Here is a 19,272-nt window from a genome sequence, read left to right on the forward strand (position 1 = left end):
GTCGTTTGCCTTCAAGAAGTGGAGGGAGTGCCTTCGGGCCGCTGCTGCGGGAGAACGGCGGCCGGGTTGACACCGGGGACACCCGCCGGTGCGCCCGACGACATCCGGGCGTTACGAAAACTCTTGCTGCAAGATGGCGCAAAACTTTTCAATCGGGGTGGCCCTCAGGGCGCCGTCGGCGCCTCGGAGACCAGGTGGCCCCACCAGACCAGGCGGTACAGCGAGGTGAACTCCGGGGTGCAGGTGGTCAAGGTCAGGTAGCGGCCGGGGGAGGTGTAGCCGGCCTGGGCGGGGACGGGGTCGAGCACCTCGTAGTTGTCGGCGCCGGTCTCCGGCAGCTCGCGGTCCAGCGTGTAGGTGTAGACCGCCCCGGGGGTGCGCAGCACCACCTGGTCGCCGGGGGCGAGCCGGTCCAGGTGGCGGAACGGCTCGCCGTGGCCGTTGCGGTGCGCGGCCAGGCCCAGGTTGCCCTGCTCGCCGGGGAGTTGGGTGTCCGCGTAGTGCCCCACGGCGCCGGAGTCGAGGACGGTGCCCCGGTCCACGCCCTCGCGGACGGTGAAGGTGGCGGGCAGGTCGAGCTGTTCGAGCCGCGGGATGGTCAGGGTGCCGAGCTCCGCCCCCGGCTCGGGGGCGGCGGGCGCGCCGGGCGCGGCAGGAGCGGGGGCGGGGGCGGGAGCAGCGGGTGGCGGCGCCGGGGGCCCGTACGCGGGGATGACGCCGACCGTGCACAGCAGGGCCCCGGCCGCGAGGGAGCCGGCGGCGGCGCGCAGGGCGGCCCGGGTGCGGGAGCGCCAGGCGGCGCGCAGCGCGGTGCTCATCCGCGCCCGCCACCGCGCCGCGGGCCGGGCAGGACGGCGGCCAGCAGGGCGGCGCCCGCGGCGGCGAACTCACAGGTCTTGAGCAGCAGCAGACCGGCCGTCAGCACCGGGTCGCGGCTGAGCCGCCAGGCCCGGGCGGCCAGCACCGGCAGCCGCCAGGGCCCGGCCTGGGCGGCGAAGTGCCGGGGGTGGCGGGCGGCGTAGCGCCCGGCGGTGGCCGCGTAGTGGGCCTTCTTGCGCATCGCCGCGCGCAGCGTGGTGCGGCCCTCGTCGTGGATCAGCACGCTGCGGGTGGTGGTGATCCGGGCGCCGGTGGCGCGCACCCGCAGGTCGAGGTCCTTGTCCTCGGACCAGACCAGCCCCTCGTCGTGGCCGCCGACCCGGTCGTACAGCTCGCGGCGCAGGCAGCGCAGCGACTCCACCGCGCTGTCGCCGTCCCAGCAGCGCTTCTCCAGCACCTTGCAGCGCGCCCAGAAGCCCACGCCGACCGAGACCTCGGGGATCACCAGGGCGTCGTAGCCCTCGTCCTCGATCAGCCGGCGGCACTCGGCGAGCAGGCCGGGCCCGGCGGTCATGTCGGAGTCCAGGTGCAGCACGACGGCGGCGCTGGTCAGCCGGACGCCGCGACGCCGCCCGGCGGCCCGGGACGGGTTGTCGCGGGCCAGCCGGACGTCCAGGCCGCGGGCGTGGAAGGCGGGCAGCGCGGGGGCGAGCGGCCCGCTGGTCCGCTCGTCCTCGTTGACCAGCACCTCCAGCCCCTCGCGCTGCTGCACCAGCGAGTCGAGCAGTCGGCCGACCTGCGGGGCGCTGTCCCGGGTCGGGACGACCACGGCGATCCTCGGCGCGGCCTGGGACGGGGTCGGGGCGGACGGGACGGCGGACATCGGCGGCCTCACGGGTTCCGGGAAGTGGTGGTCGGGGGAGGTGCCGCGGCGGCGGCGCGGCAGCAGGACGGTGGCGCAGGCCAGCACGGTCGCGGCGGACAGCCCGAGGGCGATCCGCCACCAGCGGTCGGGCCCGAACGCGATGCGCAGCTCGGCGGCGCCGGACCCGTCGACCAGCCAGGCCGCCCGGTAGCCGTCCAGGGTCAGCGGGCGGGCGCTCCACCCGGCGGGCAGGCCGGTCAGCTCCCAGCGCGGGTCGGCGGAGTCCGGCAGCGCGACGACCACCGGGCCGCCCGCGCGGTCGGCGCCGTCCAGCCGGGCCCGGTAGCGCCCGGCGCCGTCCGGCTCGGCGGCCAGCACGGCACCCGGGGCAGTGGCGGGGCCCGGGGCGGGGCCTGCGGCGGGGCCCGGGGCGGGGTCGATCCGGACGGTCAGCGGCAGCACGGGCGTCACCCGCAGGCCGGTGTACTCGACCACGGTGGTGCCTACGTCGTCGCCGTCGGCGTACAGGTACAGCTCCAGCTCGCGGACGTCGGCGGCCGGGCCGACCACGGTGTCCAGGGTGTGCCACTGCGCGCCGTCGGCGGTGCGCGGCAGCTCCGCGCACCGGTCCGGGCCGCCCTGCCACAGGCACAGCCGGGCCGGACTGCCGCTGAGCGTCCGGTAGTTCACGGACAGCCGGTAGCTGCCGGGCCGGTGCCCGGTGCCCGGCTCGAAGGTGTCGACGGGGACGCTGACGCAGGCGGTGTGGGCCCGGGCGGCGAGCCGGACGCCGTCGGCGCCCAGCGGCGTCGCGGACAGCCCCGCCTCGGCGAAGCCGCGCCCGTCGGTGCGCCCGCAGTCCTGCAGCGCGCTGAACGCGGGCGGGGCGGCGGCGGGCAGGCCCGGGTCGGCGCGGACCCGGTGGGCACCGGGGCCGAGCGGCAGCGGCGGCGCGTCGGCGGCGGCCAGCGCCTCGGCGGCGTCCCCCAGCGCGGTGGCCCGGGGGGCGCGGTAGGCGGCGTCGCCCGGACGGGTGCCGTCCGCGTCGGCGTACCCGTACAGCACGGCGCCGGTGGTGCCCGGGGCCAGCCGCAGCACGGTGCGGAAGGTCTGCCAGTCGGCGGCGGCAGGCAGCCGGCGGCTCACCGCGCAACCGCCCGGACCGTCCTGCCACAGGCAGATCCGGGGCGCGCCGCCCCGGTACTCGACCTCGGCCTCGACCAGCCCGTCGGCGGGCGGGTCGGCCAGCGGCAGCCGGACGCAGGCGGTGCCCCGATCGGCCCGCAGTTCCCAACTCCCGTCCTCGGCACGGTCGGTGGCGCCCCCGCAGCCGCCGTCGGCCTGCTCCTGCGGGTCGGCGGTCAGCTCGGGGCCGTCGGCCAGGGCGACCGCGACCCGGTCCCCCGGGCGGACGGCGACCGGGCGCCCCGGCTGCCAGGGCAGCACCTCCGGGCCGACCAGCAGCGCGGCCGGGACCGCGTCGGCGGGCAGGTCGAGGCGCAGCTCGGGCGCGGCCGGGGCGGGCGCACCGTCCACCTCGGCCCGGCCCGCGTCGGCCAGCAGCACGCCCGGCCCGGTGCGGGAGGGCAGGTAGGCGGTGCCCGCGCTCCGGTCGGCGCGCACCGCGTACGGGCCGCCCGCGCGCAGCCGCACCTCGGTGCCGCCCGGAGCGGTGAAGGCGAGCCGGGCCGCGTCCACCGGCACCGCCGGGTCGGCGGTGGTGGCCGCGCCGCGCGCGGCGGCCTCGGCGGTGGCGCGCGGATCGGCCGCCGGGTCCAGCACCAGGGCGCCCGGTCCGCCCGCGGGGGACGGGAGTTCGTACAGGTCGGCGACCGGGGTGGCCAGCGTGCGGCGGGCCCCCGGCAGCCGGTCCAGCCCGGCGGCCAGCACGGCCGGATCGGCGGTGGGAGCGTCCCCCGCCGTGCTGCGCAGGTCCCGGCGCACCATCACCTGCCCGACGCCCAGCGCCCGCAGCGCGCCCGCCGCCGCGTCCGCGTCCCCGGCGGCCAGCCCGTCCTCGGCCAGCGCGAGCAGCCGGGCCGGGCCGGAGGCGTTGTCGAAGTAGCCGCCCGGCAGCCGCTGCAGCAGCGGCCGGGTCAGCAGATTGCGCGGCAGGTCGTCCACGCCGTGGAAACCCCAGTCGGTGAGCACCTGGTAGTAGCCCTGCAGCGGCAGCTCCAGCACCTTCCCGGGCGCCGCCGAGCCGTTCGCCGCGTCCGCGACCCGCTGCCAGTCCGCCGGGACGGCCACCGACGCCGACGGCAGCGGTGGCCGCACCCAGGTCACCAGCGCACCCGTCCACAGCGGCCACGGGTAGGCCAGCGCGGCGGCCACCGCGACGGCGGCCACCGCCCGCAGCGACCGCCACCCGGCCTCCAGGGCCCGCTGCACGGCCGCGCCCGCCAACACCGCCACCACCGGCACCAGCAGCACCCCGAACTTGCTCATCGGCTCGCGGAACAGCCACATCCCCGGCACGTGCGCGTACAGCCACCCGTTCACCCCCGCCAGCGGCGGGTGCAGCCCCTTGCACAGCAGCACCAGCACGCACCCCGCCACCGCCAGCGCCCGCAGTGCCCACCTGGTCCGGCGCGGCCCCGGCGGCAGCAACGCCCCCGCCAGCGCCAGCAGCGCCGGCACCCAGCGCGCCAGGCCCCACGGAGCCCGGTCCACCGCCGCCGCGAACGGGTAGTACTCGATGTGCTCCCAGCCCCAATGGGCGTTCAGCGCGAGGATGTTGGGCAGCGTGTTGCGCACCTGCGTCCACGCCCACGCCTGCACGTTGGTCTGCGCGCTGAAGTCCGTGCCCGAGCCGCCCCCGGTCAGCGTCACCGCCTGCGGCAGCAGCCACCACAGCTGCACCAGCAGCAACAGCGGCAGCCCCCGCCCGACCAGCACCAGCACCGGCCGCCACCGCCCCCCGGTCAGCGGCACCGCCGCCACCGCGAGCACGGCCGTCGCCCCCGCCACCAGCGCCAGCAGCGGCGGGTTCATCCCCAGGTAGCACAGCGGCAGCGAGGTCAGCGCCACCGTCCGGGCCCGCACCCGCCGCCCCGCCGCCGCGTGCAGCAGGTGCCCGCCGAACCAGGCCACCAGCGCCGTCGCCAGCACCGGCAGCGGATTGAGCAGCGACACCAGCGTGTAGACGTTCACCACCGCCAGCAGCCCCGCGCACGCCGCCGCCAGCGGGTGCCGCAGCCACACCGACGCCAGCCGCGCCACCCCCGTCGCCGCCCCCGCCAGCACCAGCGCGTACAGCACCGCCTGCGCGACCCCCGGCCCCAGCCCGAACAGCCCGCACACCCGGACCAGTACCAGGTCCGGCAGCCGCACCACCTCGTACGAGGGCCCGCCGGTCCCGGTGATCTGGTGCCCCCAGACGCTCCCCAGCTCCGCCCCCAACGCGTCCCGCCGGAACGGCCCGACGTCCCCCGTCGCGAAGTCCCGCCCGGGGCGGAACCAGAGCAGCGGCAGCAGTGCGGCGACCACTCCCGGCAGGGCGAGGCGCAGCAGTGTGTCGCGGTGGTGGTGGGTCAGGCGGCGTGCGGTGCGCAGCAGTCGGCGGGCGGAGTGCGGTGCGGCGGCCACGACGGGGCGGCGGGGGGTGGGGAGGGTGGTGGTCACTGGGCGGCACCGCCGTGGGTGGGGGAGAGGGGGGAAGGAGCGGGGAGGGTGGTGGTCACTGGGCGGCACCGCCGGAGATCGCCGGGGCGGGCAGCGGGGACAGGCCGGCGGCGGTGACGGCGGTGCGCAGCACGGCTTCCGCGACCTCGTCCCAGGGCAGCGCCCCGCCCCGCCAGCCGGCCGTCGCCGGGGCGGCCACCAGGTCGGGCAGCTGCTCGGCCAGGGCCCGGGCCAGCGCGGTCGGGTGCGGGGCCACCAGGCGGCCGCCCGCGGCGGGCACCGAATCGCACAGGCCCGGACGGCGGTAGCCGATCGTCGGGGTGCCCATCGCCGCGGCCTCGTCCACCACCAGCGCCCAGCCCTCCCGGATCGAGGTCGCCACCAACACGTGGGCCCGGGCCAGCAGTTCGTCGCGCCGCGCGGTCGGCACCCGCCCGTGGAACACCGTCCCCGGCGGGGCCAGCCGCTCCAACCGGGCCCGCTCCGGACCGTCCCCGACGATCCACAGCCGGGCCTGCGGCAGCCGGCGGCGCAGCAGCGCGAACGCCGCCAGCACGTGGTCCACCTGCTTCACCGCCGACAACCGCCCCAGGAACACCACCGTCGGCGCCTGCTCCCGCGCCACCGGCGGCCGCACCCGCCGGGTGTGCCCCTCCGGCACCAGGTGCAGGTCGTGCAGCCCGTAGCCGCGCAGCGAGTCCCGGCTGGACGGCGAGACGGTCAGCACCGGCGCCCCGCGCAGCGAACGCAGCCAGTGCGGCTCCGCGACGTACCGGCCCAGCCAGGACAGCGGCGGCGGGAACCTGGCGTCCCAGATCTCCCGCGCCACCTGGTGCACCAGCGCGACGGACGGCGTCCCCGCCGACCAGGCCGCGCAGCCGAACGGGCGGGTGTTCACCTCGTCCAGCAGCAGGTCGAACCGCCCCGCCCCGTGCGCCGCGTACCACTGCCGGGCCGCCCGGTACACCCCCAGCGGGCCGCCGCCGCGGACGATCCGCACGCCCTCCCGGGACTCCCGGCCGGGGGCCCCGGGCACCGCCGAGGTCACCAGCGTGACCCGGTGCCCGGCGGCGGCCCACCGGGTGACCACCTCGTGGGTGTACACCTCGGCGCCGCCGGCCTCGGGGTGGGCGGTGTCCTTCCAGTTGAAGACGCAGATGCGCATGGCCTCGGCTCGGGATCGTGGGTGGGAGGAGGGGAGAGGGGAGCCCCTGCGGGGCGGGCTCGGGGGTGGGGGGAGGAGGGGCTCGGGTTCGGGGGTGTGGGAGGAGCGCGGTGCGGGGGAGGGGCCGGTGGGGTGTCAGCTCGCGTTGTCGGGGAGGGCGAGCAGGAGGGGGCGGGGGTCGGTGGGGGCGGGGGTGGGGGTGGTGCGGGGGGTGAGGTGGAGGCGGTCGCCGAGGCGGAGTGCTTCGGTGAGCATCCGCAGGGCGGTGGAGGGGCGGACGGTGCTGCCGGTGCGGGGGCGGACGACGACCGGGAGTTCGGTGAACCGGCGGTGGCCGTGCCGGTGCAGCAGGGCGAGCAGTTCCAGGTCGAAGACGAAGCCGTCCTCGCGGCACAGCGGCAGCACCCCGGCCAGGGCTTCGCGGCGGAACACCTTCAGCCCGGTCTGGGTGTCGCGCACCGGGAGCCGGAACAGCACCCGGGCGAGCAGCCGGAACGCCCCCGAGCAGAGCCGCCGGACCCGTCCGTGCTGGAGGTGCTTGACCCCGACGGCCGCGTCCGCGCCGGCCCGGCGGGCCGCGTCCAGCAGGCCGGGCAGCAGTTCGGCGGGCAGGTCGCCGTCGGCGTCGATGAAGGCGATCCAGCGTCCCCGGCACTGCCGGAACCCGGTGCGCAGCGCGGCGCCCTTGCCCCGGTTGGCGGGGTGCCCGAGCAGTCGCAGCCGGCGGTGCCCGAGCCGGGCGACGCGGCGGCGGCTGCCGTCGGTGCACCCGTCGTCGACGGCGAGCACCTCGTAGCTGGCGCCGTGCCGGTCCAGCACCCGCAGCAGCCCGGACAGGTGCCGGGCGACGGCCGGGCCCGGGTTGTAGTACGGGACGACCACGCTGATCTCGACCCGGGCCGCCCGGTCGATCTCGTGCTCGGCCCGGGCGGCGGGCAGCTCGGCGAACGCCGCTTCGGCGGCGGGGAGTTCGGCGCGCGGGCCGAGCCGCAGCCCGGTGCCGGGCAGCGCGCAGGCGACGGCCAGCAGGACGGCCAGCGCGTGCGCGGCGGCGATGCCCTGCGCGCTGAGCGGGAAGAGCGCCACCAGCAGCGGGAACGCGACCGCCCCGGCCCAGCCGCCGAGCGGGGCGCCGCCGTGCGCGGCCCGGTAGTGCAGCAGCACGGTCAGCACCAGCAGCGCGGTCGCGTCGATGCCGAGCAGCAGGCCGAGGCCGGGGCCGACGGCGAAGCCCGGGCCGAACACCAGCGGCAGCACCGTGCCGCCGCCGACCGCGAGCACCAGCGCGGTGCCCGCCCCGGCCAGCACGGCGGCGGCCAGCGCGCCGGTGAGCGCCCGGGTCGCGGTGCGGCGGTCCGCGGAGGCCAGCCGGCCGAGCAGCAGCAGCACGATCAGGTTGGCGCAGGCCAGCGAAGCCTTGGCGAGCTGCGCGCCGGCCCCGTACCCGCCCGCCGACTCGGCACTCAGCCAGTGCCGGGCGCAGAGCAGGTCCGCGCCGGTCAGCACCCACAGCCCGGCGAAGCCGGTCACCGCCCGCACCAGCACCCGCGGTCCGACCCGCAGCGCCGCGGCGTCCGGCCGCCGGGCGGGCAGCCGCAGGCCCAGCAGCAGGACGGTCGCGCACTCGCCGAGCAGGGTGGCCCCCAGCACGGCGGCCACCCCCAGCCCGCCCCGCAGCGCGAGCCCCGCCGCCAGCAGCCGGACCGACGCCCCGCACAGCAGCGGCCAGGACGCGGCCAGCGGCCCCCGGGTCCCCAGCGCGTGCGCCCACAGCACGGCCACCGCCGTGCTCGGCACCAGCACCGCCAGGGTGAGCAGCACCGGCAGCGGCCCGGGCAGCCGCAGCAGCCGGGCGAGCGGACCGGCGGCGGGCGCGGCCACCGCCACGGCCAGCCCGGCGTACCGGACGGCCCGGCGCAGCAGCGGACGCGGGTCGACGGGGAGAGCGGGGGCGCCGGGGGCGGCGGTCGTGGCGCGCAGGACGGCGGCCGCGACGACGGTCTGGACGGCGGCCAGCGCGACGCCGACCGCGGCGAGCAGGCCGAGCAGGGCGGCCAGCGCGCCGTAGCGGTCGGGACCCAGCAGGTGCCCGGCGGCGGTGTGCAGGCCGAGGTCGCTCAGGCCGCGCAGCGCGAGCAGGACCCCGGCCAGGGCGGCGGCCGGGCCGACGGGCAGACCGGGGCCGGTGGCCCGGGGCTCCGCTGCGGAGTCCCGGGCCACCGGCCCGTCGGCGGTCACCGCGTGGGCGGATGCCGGAGGTTGCGTCATCGCCGTCCGCTCAGCCGCGCGACCTGCGGTACATCCGCCGGCCGGTCAGCGCCGCGCCGGCGACCAGCGCCAGCCCGGCCGCCGCGACGCCCGCGGTCTCGCCGCCGCTCCAGCCGACCGACGCGGTGGCGGCGCCACCGGTGTCGGCCAGGTGGCGGCCGCCCTTGCCGTCGTGGCCCTTGCCACCGCCCCTGCCGCCGCCGTTGCCGCCGCCGTTGCCGTCGCTGCTGCTGCCGCCGCCGTTGACCTCAACGGTCAGCGAGTCGACCCGGGTGCCGCCACGGGCGTCCGGGCCGGTGGCCTGGATCGTGTGGGTGCCCGGGGTGGTGTCGGCCGGCAGGGTGACGGTCGTGGTGAACGAGCCGGAGCCGTCGGCGGTGGCCTTGCCGAGCGCCACGGGGGTCGAGTGCAGCGTCAACTCGATGGTCCCGCCGGGCTGGTAGCCGCCACCGGTGACGGTGACGCCGCCGCCCGGGACGAGGTCGGTGGTCTGGGTGGTGGCGGCCAGCGTGCCCTCGCTGACCGGGTAGCTGCCCGCGGCGGGCACCAGGTCGCCGAAGGCCGGCACGGCCGCTGCGGCGGGTGCGGCCAGCGCGGCGCCGGAGAGGAACAGCAGGGCGGCCGCGCCGCAGCGCAGCACGCCCCTGGGGGGACTGGTCATGGAAGCTCCTGAGGGAGGGGTCGGACCCGGGTGCGATCACCCGGGCTGCCCGCACAGCCATTGACCGCCGTCCGTTCGCTGACGCACCGTCAGCACAGGATTCACCCGGAGGGCCCGGTGGCCGCTGCGCCGCCCGGGTGGTCCGCGCCGCCCGCCCGGGGTGGCCGCGCGGCGGGCCGCCCCCGGTGCGGTACCTGGTCGCCACGACGACAGGACGCCGGGAGCGGCACGGAGGAAGGCGGAGCGATGGCACGGGAGTTGCGCAGGCGGGCGGCGGACGCGGTGGTGCGGGCGGGCCGCGCGTGCTTCAAGGGCACCGCGTTGAGCCGGTGGCCCGCGGCCGGGGCGGTGGTGCGCCGGCTCGTGCAGGCCGGGCACGGCGACGGCGAGGCGCGGGCGGTGTTCCGGGGCGCCGAACTGGCGGTGCCGACGGCCAGCGCGTCGATCGCGGCGGGCCTGCTCGGCGGCTTCTACGAGGAGCGCGAACTCGACCTGTTCGAGCAGCTGTGCGCGGAGCGCCGCACCGTCGTGGACGTCGGCGCCAATCTCGGCGTGTACGCCTGCCTGGCCACCCGGGCGATGCCCGCCGACGGCCTGCTGGTCTGCTACGAGCCCGCCCCCGAGAACCTGGCCCGGCTGGCCGCCAACCTGCGCCGCAACCCCGGCCGGCCCGGGCCCGCCGTCCGGGTCGAGCCCTACGCGGTCGGCCCGTGCGAGGGCCGCGCCACCCTGCACCTGGCCGAGGACATCGGCCAGCACCGGGTCGCGGCCGGCGGCCTGGACGGGGGCGCGGGCGGGCTGTCGGTGCGTCAGGTCGCGCTGGACGCCCGGCTGCCCGCGCTGTTCGCCGAGCACGGCGGGCCGCGCCCGGTGGACGTGCTGAAGATCGACGTCGAGGGCTACGACGTGCACGCGCTGCGCGGCGCCCGGCGGCTGCTGGCCCGCGACCGGCCGGTGCTGTTCGCCGAGTTCTGCCCGCCGCAACTGGCCCGGTGCGGGGCGCGGGCCGAGGAGTTCACCGAACTGCTGGCCGAGGCGTACGAGGAGGTCCACGTGGTGGACACCGCCCGGCGCACCGTCACGGCCTGCGCCCCGGCCGCGCTGCTCGCCCCGGCCTACCGCTCGCGGCTGGTCAACGTGGTCGCCGCGGGCCGGGACGAGGACCGCGAACTGCTCGCCCGCTGGGCCGTTCCGAAGGCCCGGGGACGGGTCCGGGCGGCGCGCTGAACGCGCTGGTTCCGCCCGTCCGGGGCTGAGGTTCGCTCATCCGGACGGGCGGAAAACCGGGGTGGTCCCGGTCGGGCGCGGTGGACCCGCGGTTCAGCCGCGGGTCACTCGTGCGGGACCAGGACCACGGGGGCGGTGCTGTGCCGGAGCGCGGCGTGGACGACCGGGCCGAGGCGGTTGCCGAGCAGGTGCGGGTGGCGGCCGATCACCAGCAGGTCGGCGTGCTCGGCGGCGGCCAGCAGCGCGCCCGTGGCGCCGCCGAGATCGGCCTCGACACGCAGTTCGACGTCCGGGTGGGCGGCCCGGGCGGGGGCCAGCAGGCGGTCCAGGTCGGCCTCGATCCGCTCGCCCTGCCGGTCGGCGTCCGGGTCCGGCGGCAGCCAGCCGGGCGTGCCCGCCCACAGCGGCACCATCTCCCAGCCGTGCACCGCCCGCACCCGGCCGCCCGAGCGGGCCGCCTCGGCGAGCGCGAACTCGACGGCGGGCAGCGAGGAGTCGCCCGCCAGGCCCACCACGATCTCCGGCCGTTCCGGCGCTCCGGCGGCCCGCGGCGGCTCCGGGGCGGGCGGCGCGGCCACGGTGGCCGTCATGGTGGCGGTGGCGGTGTCGGGTTCCGTAGCCGTCGCCGTCGCCGCCTGGGCGACGTCCCCGGCCGGAACCGGAACCGGAACGGGGGCCGGAGCGGGTGCCGGTGCGGGGGTCAGGGCCGCCGCCTCCGCGGTGAGCGGGGTGTCCGTCCCGGCGGGCTGCGCGTCCTGGTCGGCCGGCTGTTCCCGGACCAGCACCACCGGGCAGGTGGCGCGGGCGGCGACCGAGCGGACCACCGAGCCGCCCCACAGGTCGGTGACGGCGCCCGGGCCGTGCGAGCCGAGCACCGCCAGGTCGTAGTGGGCGGCGGCCTCGACCAGGAGGTCGGCGGGGTCGCCCGCGGCGGCCTGGGTGGCCACCGCCAGGTCGGGGTGCGCGGCGAGCAGCTCCGCCGCGAGGGCCTCCAGGTCGTCGTGCTCGGCCTGCTGGACCGGGTCGGCGCCCGGCCCCTCCGGGTCGGCCGGCCCCAGCCAGGGCCAGACCCGCAGCAGCGTCAGTTCCGCGCCGCGCCGTTCGGCCTCCGCCGCGGCCCAGCGGCCGGCGGCCCGTGCCTGCGGGGAACCGTCGTACCCGCTCACGATCTTCTGCGTCATGGTCCACGTCCCCTTCTCGCGCCTTCTCGCAGCGGACGGCGTCTCTGCCGTCCGTGGCGTCGACCGGCTACCCCGGGGAGCGGCGGGCATGCCGGGCGGCGGCCACCTGATCCGTCGGCGGGCTGGCCGGGGCCAGTTGCACAACGTTGGAAATTCGGCCGCGGAGGCATCACAGCAGGGCGGCCGCAGGTTGTCCAGACCTCCTGCGGGGATCGGTGCGACGGCTGTGCTGTATGAGCAGATCGGCGCTGGTGAAGGCGAGTTGACGGTCATTCAGAGCGTGGAGGCGGGCCGGGCGGGCGGTGCGCGAGTCCTTGACACCGTCTCGACGGATGGCCCATTGTCCCTCTGCAACGTTGGAAACGGGCGGGTAGCCGGTGCGCCCGACGGGCCCCACCCCGTGCTCCTGAGCTCCTCCCCGCTCTCCCCTCCCCTCCCTCGCACTCGCAGTCAAGGATGTGATCGGGCGTATGAACCCCACCCCGCGCGCCAAGTCCGCCGTCGCCGCGCTGCTCCTCGCCGGGCTGTGCGTCACGGCCTCCGCCTGCACCAACCAGGGCGACGGCGGCCCCTCCGGGCACAGTGCCGCCGCCCCCGACAACACCGCGGCCGCCCAGCAGGTCGTCGCGCCCTCGGCGTCGGCCGCCGGGCCGGGCTGCACCGCGGATGCCTACGGCGCGCCCAAGTTGGACCTGACCGACGGCAGGACGGTGGTCGGGTTCTCCCAGTCGGAGTCCACCAGCAACCCGTTCCGGGCCGCGGAGACCGCCAGCATCGAGGCGGAGGCCAAGAAGCTCGGCGTGAAACTGATCGAGCGCAACGCGAACGCCGACGTCAACGCCCAGAACGCGCAGATCCAGGACCTGATCGCGCAGGGCGCCCAGGTGCTGATCGTGGCCCCGGAGAACTCGGACGGCCTCGGCCCGGCGCTGGCCGCCGCCAAGGCGAAGAAGATCCCGGTGCTGACCATCGACCGCAGCGTCGGCGGCGCCGCCTGCTCCGACTTCGTCGCGTTCATCGGCTCCGACTTCCACGGCCAGGCCGAGATCGCCGCCGACGACCTGGCCGCCGCCACCGGCGGGCAGGCGCACGTGGCGGTCCTCCAGGGCACGCCGGGCAACAACGTTTCGGCGGACCGGACCAAGGGCTTCACCGACCGACTCGCCGCCAAGTACCCGAACATGCGGGTGGTGGCCGCGCAGACGGCGAACTTCGACCAGACCGAGGGCCAGAAGGTGATGGAGCAGCTGCTCCAGGCCCACCCGGACATCAACGCCGTGTACGCCGAGAACGACGGCATGGCGCTCGGCGCGATCCAGGCGATGCGCTCGGCCGGGAAGACCCCCGGCAAGGACATCAAGATCGTGTCCATCGACGGCATCCGGCAGGCCGTGCAGGGCGTGGTCGACGGGCAGCTGGTCGCCGACATCGAGACCAATCCGCGCTTCGGGCCGCTCGCCTTCCAGTCGCTGAAGGACTTCTACGGCACCGCCGGGGTCCAGCCCAAGGTGATCATCAAGGACGGCCACTTCGGCGCGGACAACGCCAAGCAGGCCCTCGACCAGGGCCTGGTCTACTGACCGCCCGCCGCACCGCCGCCGGGGGCCGCCCGCCCGCGGCCCCCGGCACCCCCGTCCCAGCAGAGCAGGAGGAGGAACCCCCATGGCCCAGGCGGAACGGCCGGACGGCCCCGCCGGCGCGCCCGCACCGACGGAGCCCGCAGCGGCGGAGTCGGCGGTGGCGCTCGCAGCGGCGGCGCCCGTGCTGGCGGCGCGCGGGATCGGCAAGAGCTTCGCGGGCGTCCACGCCCTGCGGGACGTCGACCTGACGCTCCGCCCGGGGCGGGTGCACGCCCTGGTCGGCGAGAACGGCGCCGGCAAGTCGACGCTGATCAAGGTGCTCACCGGCGTGCACCGGCTCGACACCGGGAGGATCGAACTCGCGGGCCGGGAACGGGAGTTCCGCACCCCGCTGGAGGCACAGCGGGCCGGGGTCTCGACCGTCTACCAGGAGGTCAACCTGGTCCCGATGATGTCGGTGGCCCGCAACCTGCACCTGGGTCGCGAGCCGCGCCGCCGCGGCCTGCTCGACCTGCGCCGGATGCACCGGGAGGCCGCCGCGCTGCTGCTCCGCTACGGCGTGGACACCGACGTCACCCGGCCGCTGCGCGAACTCGGCCTCGGCGCCCAGCAGATGGTCGCCCTGGCGCGCGCCGTCCAGGTCGAGGCCCGGGTGGTCGTGATGGACGAACCCACCTCCTCGCTGGAGCCCCGCGAGGTCGACACCCTGTTCTCCGTGGTCCGCGACCTCACCGCGCACGGCACCGCCGTGGTGTACGTCAGCCACCGGATGGACGAGCTCTACGCCCTCTGCGACGACGTCACCGTGCTGCGCGACGGCCGCGCCGTGCACACCGGCGAACTCGCCCCGCTGGCCCGCCGCGACCTGGTCGGCCTGATGCTCGGCCGCACCCTGCTCGCCGCCCGGGAACGCGCCGCCCGGCAGGTGCCCGACCCCGGGGCCCGGCCCGCGCTGCGCGCCCGGGGCCTGTCCGTGCGCCACCGGGTGCACGGCGTCGGCTTCGACCTGCACCGGGGCGAGGTGCTCGGCCTCGGCGGGCTGCTCGGCTCCGGGCGCAGCGAGACCGCCAAGGCCGTGGTCGGCGCGCTCGGCGCGGACGCCGGAACGGTCGAGGTGGACGGCCGCCGACTGGCCCGGCGCAGTCCCGCCGCCGCGGTCCGGGCCGGCGTGGTGCTGCTGCCCGAGGACCGCAAGGCCGAGGGCATCGTGCCCGGCCTCTCCGTGCGGGAGAACATCGTGCTGGCCGCGCTGCCCCGGCTCTCCCGGGCCGGAATGGTCTCCCGGGCCAGGCAGGACGCGGTGGTGGAGACCTTCATGGCCCGGCTGCGGATCAAGGCCGCGAGCCCCGACCAGAAGGTCGCCGACCTCTCCGGCGGCAACCAGCAGAAGGTCCTGCTGGCCCGCTGGCTCTGCCTCGCCCCCAAGGTCCTGCTGCTCGACGAACCCACCCGCGGCATCGACGTCGGCGCCCGCGCCGAGGTCCGGGCCCTGATCGACGAACTCGCCGCCGACGGCCTCGGCGTCCTGCTGATCTCCTCCGACCCGGAGGAGCTGACCGCCGGCGCCGACCGGGTCCTGGTCCTCAAGGACGGCGCCCCCGTCGACGAACTCACCGGCGACCGGGTCACCCCCGACGACCTGCTCGCCGCCCTCGCCCACGAGACCCGGCCGGGGGCCGGCGACGAGAAGACCGACGACGAGAAGAACGGAGCGCGGCGATGAGCGTTCTCGCCCCGGCGGGGGTGCTGCGCGGGCGGGCCCCGGCGCTGCGGCTGCTGCGGCGGTACGGGGTGTACCTGGCGCTGGGCGTGCTGTTCCTGGCGGCGGTGCTGCTGGACGCCGGGTTCCTGTCGGCGGGGAACGTGCGGATCCAGCTGTTCCAGGTCGCGCCGACGCTGCTGGTCGCGCTGGGGATGGCGCTGGTGATCGGCACCGAGGGGATCGACCTGTCGGTGGGCGCGGTGATCGCGCTGGCCGCCGCCGTCATCCCGCTGTACATCGGCTGGGGGCTGCCGGTGGCGCTGCTGGTCGCCGTCGCGCTCGGGGCGCTGGGCGGGCTGGCGGGCGGGGCCATGGTGGCGTTCGCCCGGGTGCAGCCGATCGTGGCGACGCTCGCCCTGATGATCGGACTGCGGGGCCTCGCCTCGCTGGTCAACGGGGCCTCCGCCAAGCCGGTCACCGACCGCGCGCTGCTGACCCTGGGCTCGGACGCCTTCCTGGGCGTCCCGCTGACGGCCTGGCTGGCGGCCGCCTGCGTGGCGCTGACCGCGGTGCTGGTGCACCGCACCACCTTCGGGCGGCAGCTGGTCGCGGTCGGCGACAACCGGCGGGCCGCCCGGCTGGCCGGACTGCCGGTGCGCCGGGTGCTGCTGACGGTGTACCTGCTGTCGGGGGTGCTGGCCGCGCTGGCCGGCGCGGTGATCGTCGGGCACGGCGCCGAGGCCGACCCGGCCAACCAGGGCCGGAACATCGAACTGGACGCGATCACCGCCGTCGTGGTCGGCGGCACCCCGCTGGCCGGGGGCAGCGTCCGGGTGCTGGGCACCGTCGCCGGGGCGCTGTTCATGCAGCTGACCGCCGCCGTGCTCACCCAGCACGACGTGCCCGCCTCCCTCACCAAGATCGTCGAGGCGGTCGTGATCTGCGCCGCCGTCTACGCCTCCCAGGAGCGTGGTACCCGATGACCCCCACCGCCCCCGCCCCCACGGCCACCGCCCCCGCCCTCGGCGCGGAGACCGCCGCCGAGCGGCTCGCCGCCCGGATCCAGCGGCACGGCGCGCTCACCGTGCTCGCCCTGCTGGTGCTGCTCGCCTCGGTGTTCTCGCCCGGCTTCGCGAGCACCGACAACCTCGGCGCGATCCTCGGCAACAACGCCTTCGTCTGGCTGCTCGCCCTCGGCCTGACCTTCGTCATCCTCACCGGCGGCATCGACCTGTCGGTCGGCTCGATGTACGCGCTCGGCGGCGTCCTCGCCGCCTGGGCGGCCGAGCGGTACGGCACCTGGGCCGCCCTGCTGCTGCCGCTCGCGGTCGGCGCCGGCTGGGGCTGCGTGCACGGGCTGCTGATCGCCCGGGCCCGGACGGCCCCGTTCATCGTCACCCTGGCCGGACTGCTCGGCGCCCGCGGCCTGCTCCAGCTGATCACCGACGAGGGCGCCGACACCCACCTGGTGCCGCGCGGTTCGGCGTTCCGCGCGCTGGGGGAGGGCACCTGGACGCCGGTGCTGATCTCCGCCGCCCTGTTCGGCCTCGGCGCGCTGCTGCTCACCCGCACCCGGTTCGGCGCCACCACCACCGCGATCGGCGGCAACGAGCACGCCGCCACCCTGATGGGCCTGCCGGTCGCCCGCACCAAGGCGCTGGTCTACGTGCTCTCCGCCACGCTCGCCTGCGCGGCCGGCGCGCTCGGCGGCGCCCGGCTCGGCTCCGGCGTCACCACCGTCGGCGTCGGCTACGAACTCACCGCCATCGCCGCGGTGGTGATCGGCGGCACCCTGCTCACCGGCGGCAGCGGCTCGGTCGGCGGCACCGTCGCCGGCGTCCTGCTGCTGTCGGTGGTCCACAACCTGATCGACCGCTCCGCCTCCCAGTACGGCTCCGCCGTCACCGACACCGTCAACGGCGGCTTCCTCGCCGCCGTGGTGCTCGCCCAGGCGCTGCTCAACCGGGGACGCCGGGACGAGTGAGCGGCACCCCGCCCCCGCGCCGCGCAGCGATCCGACCGGAACCGAACGAGAGGGGCCGAGGCCCATGGGCGTGAGCCTCAAGGACGTCGCGCTGCGGGCCGGAGTGTCCGTCAAGACCGTCTCCAACGTGGTCAACGACTACCCGCACGTGCGGGCCGGCACCCGCGACCGCGTCCAGCGCGCCATCGACGAACTCGGCTACCGCCCCAACGCCACCGCCCGGCAGCTGCGCACCGGACGCAGCGGCATCATCGCGCTCGCCGTCCCCGAACTCGGCAACCCCTACTTCGCCGACCTCGCCACCGCCGTCATCGACGCCGCCGCCCACCACGCCCACACCGTGCTGCTCGACCACACCGCCGGGCTGCGCGCCAACGAGACCCTGGTCTCCCAGGGCTTCCGCTCCCACCTCATCGACGGACTCATCCTCAGCCCCATCCACCTGGAACGGGAGGACCTGCTGCACCGGCCCGCCCGGCCGCCGCTGGTCCTGCTCGGCGAACGCGAGTACGACGCCCCGTTCGACCACATCGCCATCGACAACGTCGCCGCCGCCCGGCTCGCCGTCCGCCACCTGCTCGGCCTCGGCCGCCGCCGGATCGCCTTCGTCGGCGCCCGCCGCGACAGCCGCCGGCAACCCGCCCACCTGCGGCTGCGCGGCTGGCGCGAGGAACTGCTGGCCGCCGGGCGCACCCCCCGCGAGGACCTGGTGATCGCCACCGACGGCTACGACCGCCTGGACGGCGCCGTCGCCATGACCCGGCTGCTCGACCTGCCCGAACCCCCCGACGCCGTCTTCGCCTACAACGACCTGGTCGCCCTCGGCGCGCTGCGCGTCCTCGCCGAACGCGGCGTCAAAGTCCCCGAACAGGTCGCCGTGGTCGGCTTCGACGACATCGAGGACGGCCGCTACGGCGCCGTCACCCTCACCACCATCGCCCCCGACAAGGCCGCCATCGCCCGCCTCGCCGTCGACCGCCTGATCGCCCGGATCGAGGCCGCCCCCGAACGCACCCCGCCACCGCCCCGCCGGATCCTGCCCGGCCACACCCTGGTGGTCCGCGAGTCCACCGCCGGACGCGCCCCGCACCGAACCTGACAGCCCGCCGACTCCCACCGGAGGAAACCGAGTTGACGCTCCCGTCCGTGACCCGCAGCCCCTTCGGCACCCTGCCCGACGGCACCCCCGTCGCCCGCTGGACGCTCGACTCCGGCACCGGCGTGCGCGCCGAGGTACTGGAACGCGGCGGGATCCTGCACCGCCTCGACGTCCCCGACCCCGACGGGAAGACCGCCGACGTCGTCCTCGGCCACGACACCCTGGCGGACTACACCGCCGACACCGCCTACCTCGGCGCCCTGATCGGCCGCTACGCCAACCGGATCGCCCACGGCCGCTTCCACCTCGACGGCCGCACCCACCGCGTCCCCGCCACCGACCGCGGCCACGCCCTGCACGGCGGCCCCGACGGCTTCCACCGCCGCCAGTGGCGCGCCACCGCCCGGGCCGCGCCCGACCGCGCCGAACTCCGCCTCGACCTGCACAGCCCCGACGGGGACATGGGCTTCCCCGGCGCCCTGCACGTCACCGCCCGCTACACCCTCGACCGGCACGGCACCCTGCGCCTCGACTGGACCGCCCGCACCGACCGGCCCACCCCCGTCAACCTCACCCAGCACGCCTACTTCAACCTCGCCGGACCGGGCGGCCACGGCGTCCTCGGCCACCGCCTCGCCGTCGACGCCGACGCCTACCTGCCCGTCGACCCCGCCGCCATCCCGCTCGGCGACCCCGCCCCCACCGCCGGCACCCCCTTCGACCTGCGCACCCCCGCCCCGCTCGGCGAACGGCTCGCCGACCCGCACCCGCAACTGCGCCGGGCCGGCGGCTACGACCACTGCTTCGTGCTCACCGCACCGCCCGCCCCCGGCGCGCTGCGCCGGGCCGCCCGGCTGCACGACCCGGCCGGCGGCCGCCGGATGGAGGTCTGGACCACCGAACCCGGCCTGCAGGTCTACACCGGCAACGGCCTGGCCGGGAACCCGCACCCCCGGCACGGCGGCCTCTGCCTGGAGACCCAGCACTTCCCCGACTCGCCCAACCGCCCCGACTACCCCGACACCGTGCTGCGCCCCGGCGCGACCCGGCGCAGCACCACCGAGTACCGCTTCCCGCACCTGGAGCCGCGGTGACCG

13 protein-coding genes are annotated in these 19,272 nt (G+C 77.3%); 7 read left to right on the forward strand and 6 right to left on the reverse strand.

The window, feature by feature from the left end:
* Nucleotides 1-164: 164 nt before the first annotated feature.
* The 5 genes from ABD345_RS07220 to ABD345_RS07240 form a co-directional block, all read right to left on the reverse strand.
* Complete coding sequence (locus ABD345_RS07220; RefSeq protein WP_344550988.1) at nt 165-818, reverse strand: class E sortase; 654 nt, start codon at nt 816-818, stop codon at nt 165-167.
* On the reverse strand, nt 815-5,308 hold the full coding sequence (locus ABD345_RS07225; RefSeq protein WP_344550989.1) for a glycosyltransferase: 4,494 nt from the start codon (nt 5,306-5,308) through the stop codon (nt 815-817). The genes ABD345_RS07220 and ABD345_RS07225 overlap by 4 nt, the downstream gene beginning before the upstream one ends.
* 55 nt (nt 5,309-5,363) lie before the next feature.
* Nucleotides 5,364-6,473: a glycosyltransferase family 4 protein gene (locus ABD345_RS07230; protein ID WP_344550990.1), complete on the reverse strand. Its 1,110-nt coding sequence runs from the start codon at nt 6,471-6,473 to the stop codon at nt 5,364-5,366.
* Nucleotides 6,474-6,608: 135 nt separating this feature from the next.
* Nucleotides 6,609-8,741 carry a glycosyltransferase family 2 protein gene (locus tag ABD345_RS07235; protein WP_344550991.1) on the reverse strand — a complete coding sequence of 711 codons (2,133 nt, stop codon included), beginning with the start codon at nt 8,739-8,741 and terminating at the stop codon, nt 6,609-6,611.
* Nucleotides 8,742-8,751: 10 nt separating this feature from the next.
* The gene (locus tag ABD345_RS07240; protein WP_344550992.1) at nt 8,752-9,402 is read right to left on the reverse strand and encodes a hypothetical protein; all 651 of its coding nucleotides are present in this window, start codon (nt 9,400-9,402) and stop codon (nt 8,752-8,754) included.
* Between the two features lie 246 nt (nt 9,403-9,648).
* Between ABD345_RS07240 and ABD345_RS07245 the strand changes: the two genes are divergently transcribed.
* Complete coding sequence (locus ABD345_RS07245) at nt 9,649-10,629, forward strand: FkbM family methyltransferase (RefSeq protein WP_344550994.1); 981 nt, start codon at nt 9,649-9,651, stop codon at nt 10,627-10,629.
* Nucleotides 10,630-10,733: 104 nt separating this feature from the next.
* On the opposite strand, the gene ABD345_RS07250 is transcribed toward ABD345_RS07245, so the two are convergent.
* A complete protein-coding gene (locus ABD345_RS07250) occupies nt 10,734-11,810 on the reverse strand; it encodes a universal stress protein (protein WP_344550995.1) in 1,077 nt (358 codons plus the stop codon).
* A 470-nt stretch (nt 11,811-12,280) separates the two neighbouring features.
* Between ABD345_RS07250 and ABD345_RS07255 the strand changes: the two genes are divergently transcribed.
* From ABD345_RS07255 to ABD345_RS07280, 6 genes are all read left to right on the forward strand, one after another.
* A complete protein-coding gene (locus ABD345_RS07255; protein ID WP_344550996.1) occupies nt 12,281-13,390 on the forward strand; it encodes an ABC transporter substrate-binding protein in 1,110 nt (369 codons plus the stop codon).
* Nucleotides 13,391-13,472: 82 nt separating this feature from the next.
* A complete protein-coding gene (locus ABD345_RS07260; protein ID WP_344550997.1) occupies nt 13,473-15,113 on the forward strand; it encodes a sugar ABC transporter ATP-binding protein in 1,641 nt (546 codons plus the stop codon).
* Nucleotides 15,110-16,075 (forward strand): ABC transporter permease, encoded by a 966-nt coding sequence (locus tag ABD345_RS07265; RefSeq protein ID WP_344550998.1) that lies wholly within the window; start codon nt 15,110-15,112, stop codon nt 16,073-16,075. Before ABD345_RS07260 ends, ABD345_RS07265 begins: the two co-directional genes overlap by 4 nt.
* Nucleotides 16,072-17,076, forward strand: coding sequence for an ABC transporter permease (locus tag ABD345_RS07270; RefSeq protein ID WP_344550999.1), 1,005 nt, complete (start codon nt 16,072-16,074; stop codon nt 17,074-17,076). Before ABD345_RS07265 ends, ABD345_RS07270 begins: the two co-directional genes overlap by 4 nt.
* A gap of 64 nt (nt 17,077-17,140) precedes the next feature.
* Entirely contained in the window at nt 17,141-18,175 is a 1,035-nt protein-coding gene (locus tag ABD345_RS07275) for a LacI family DNA-binding transcriptional regulator (RefSeq protein WP_344551000.1), read from the forward strand.
* A 47-nt stretch (nt 18,176-18,222) separates the two neighbouring features.
* Complete coding sequence (locus ABD345_RS07280) at nt 18,223-19,269, forward strand: aldose epimerase family protein (RefSeq protein WP_344551001.1); 1,047 nt, start codon at nt 18,223-18,225, stop codon at nt 19,267-19,269.
* Nucleotides 19,270-19,272: the final 3 nt, after the last annotated feature.

This window comes from Kitasatospora saccharophila, assembly GCF_039529925.1.
Lineage (GTDB): Bacteria > Actinomycetota > Actinomycetes > Streptomycetales > Streptomycetaceae > Kitasatospora > Kitasatospora saccharophila.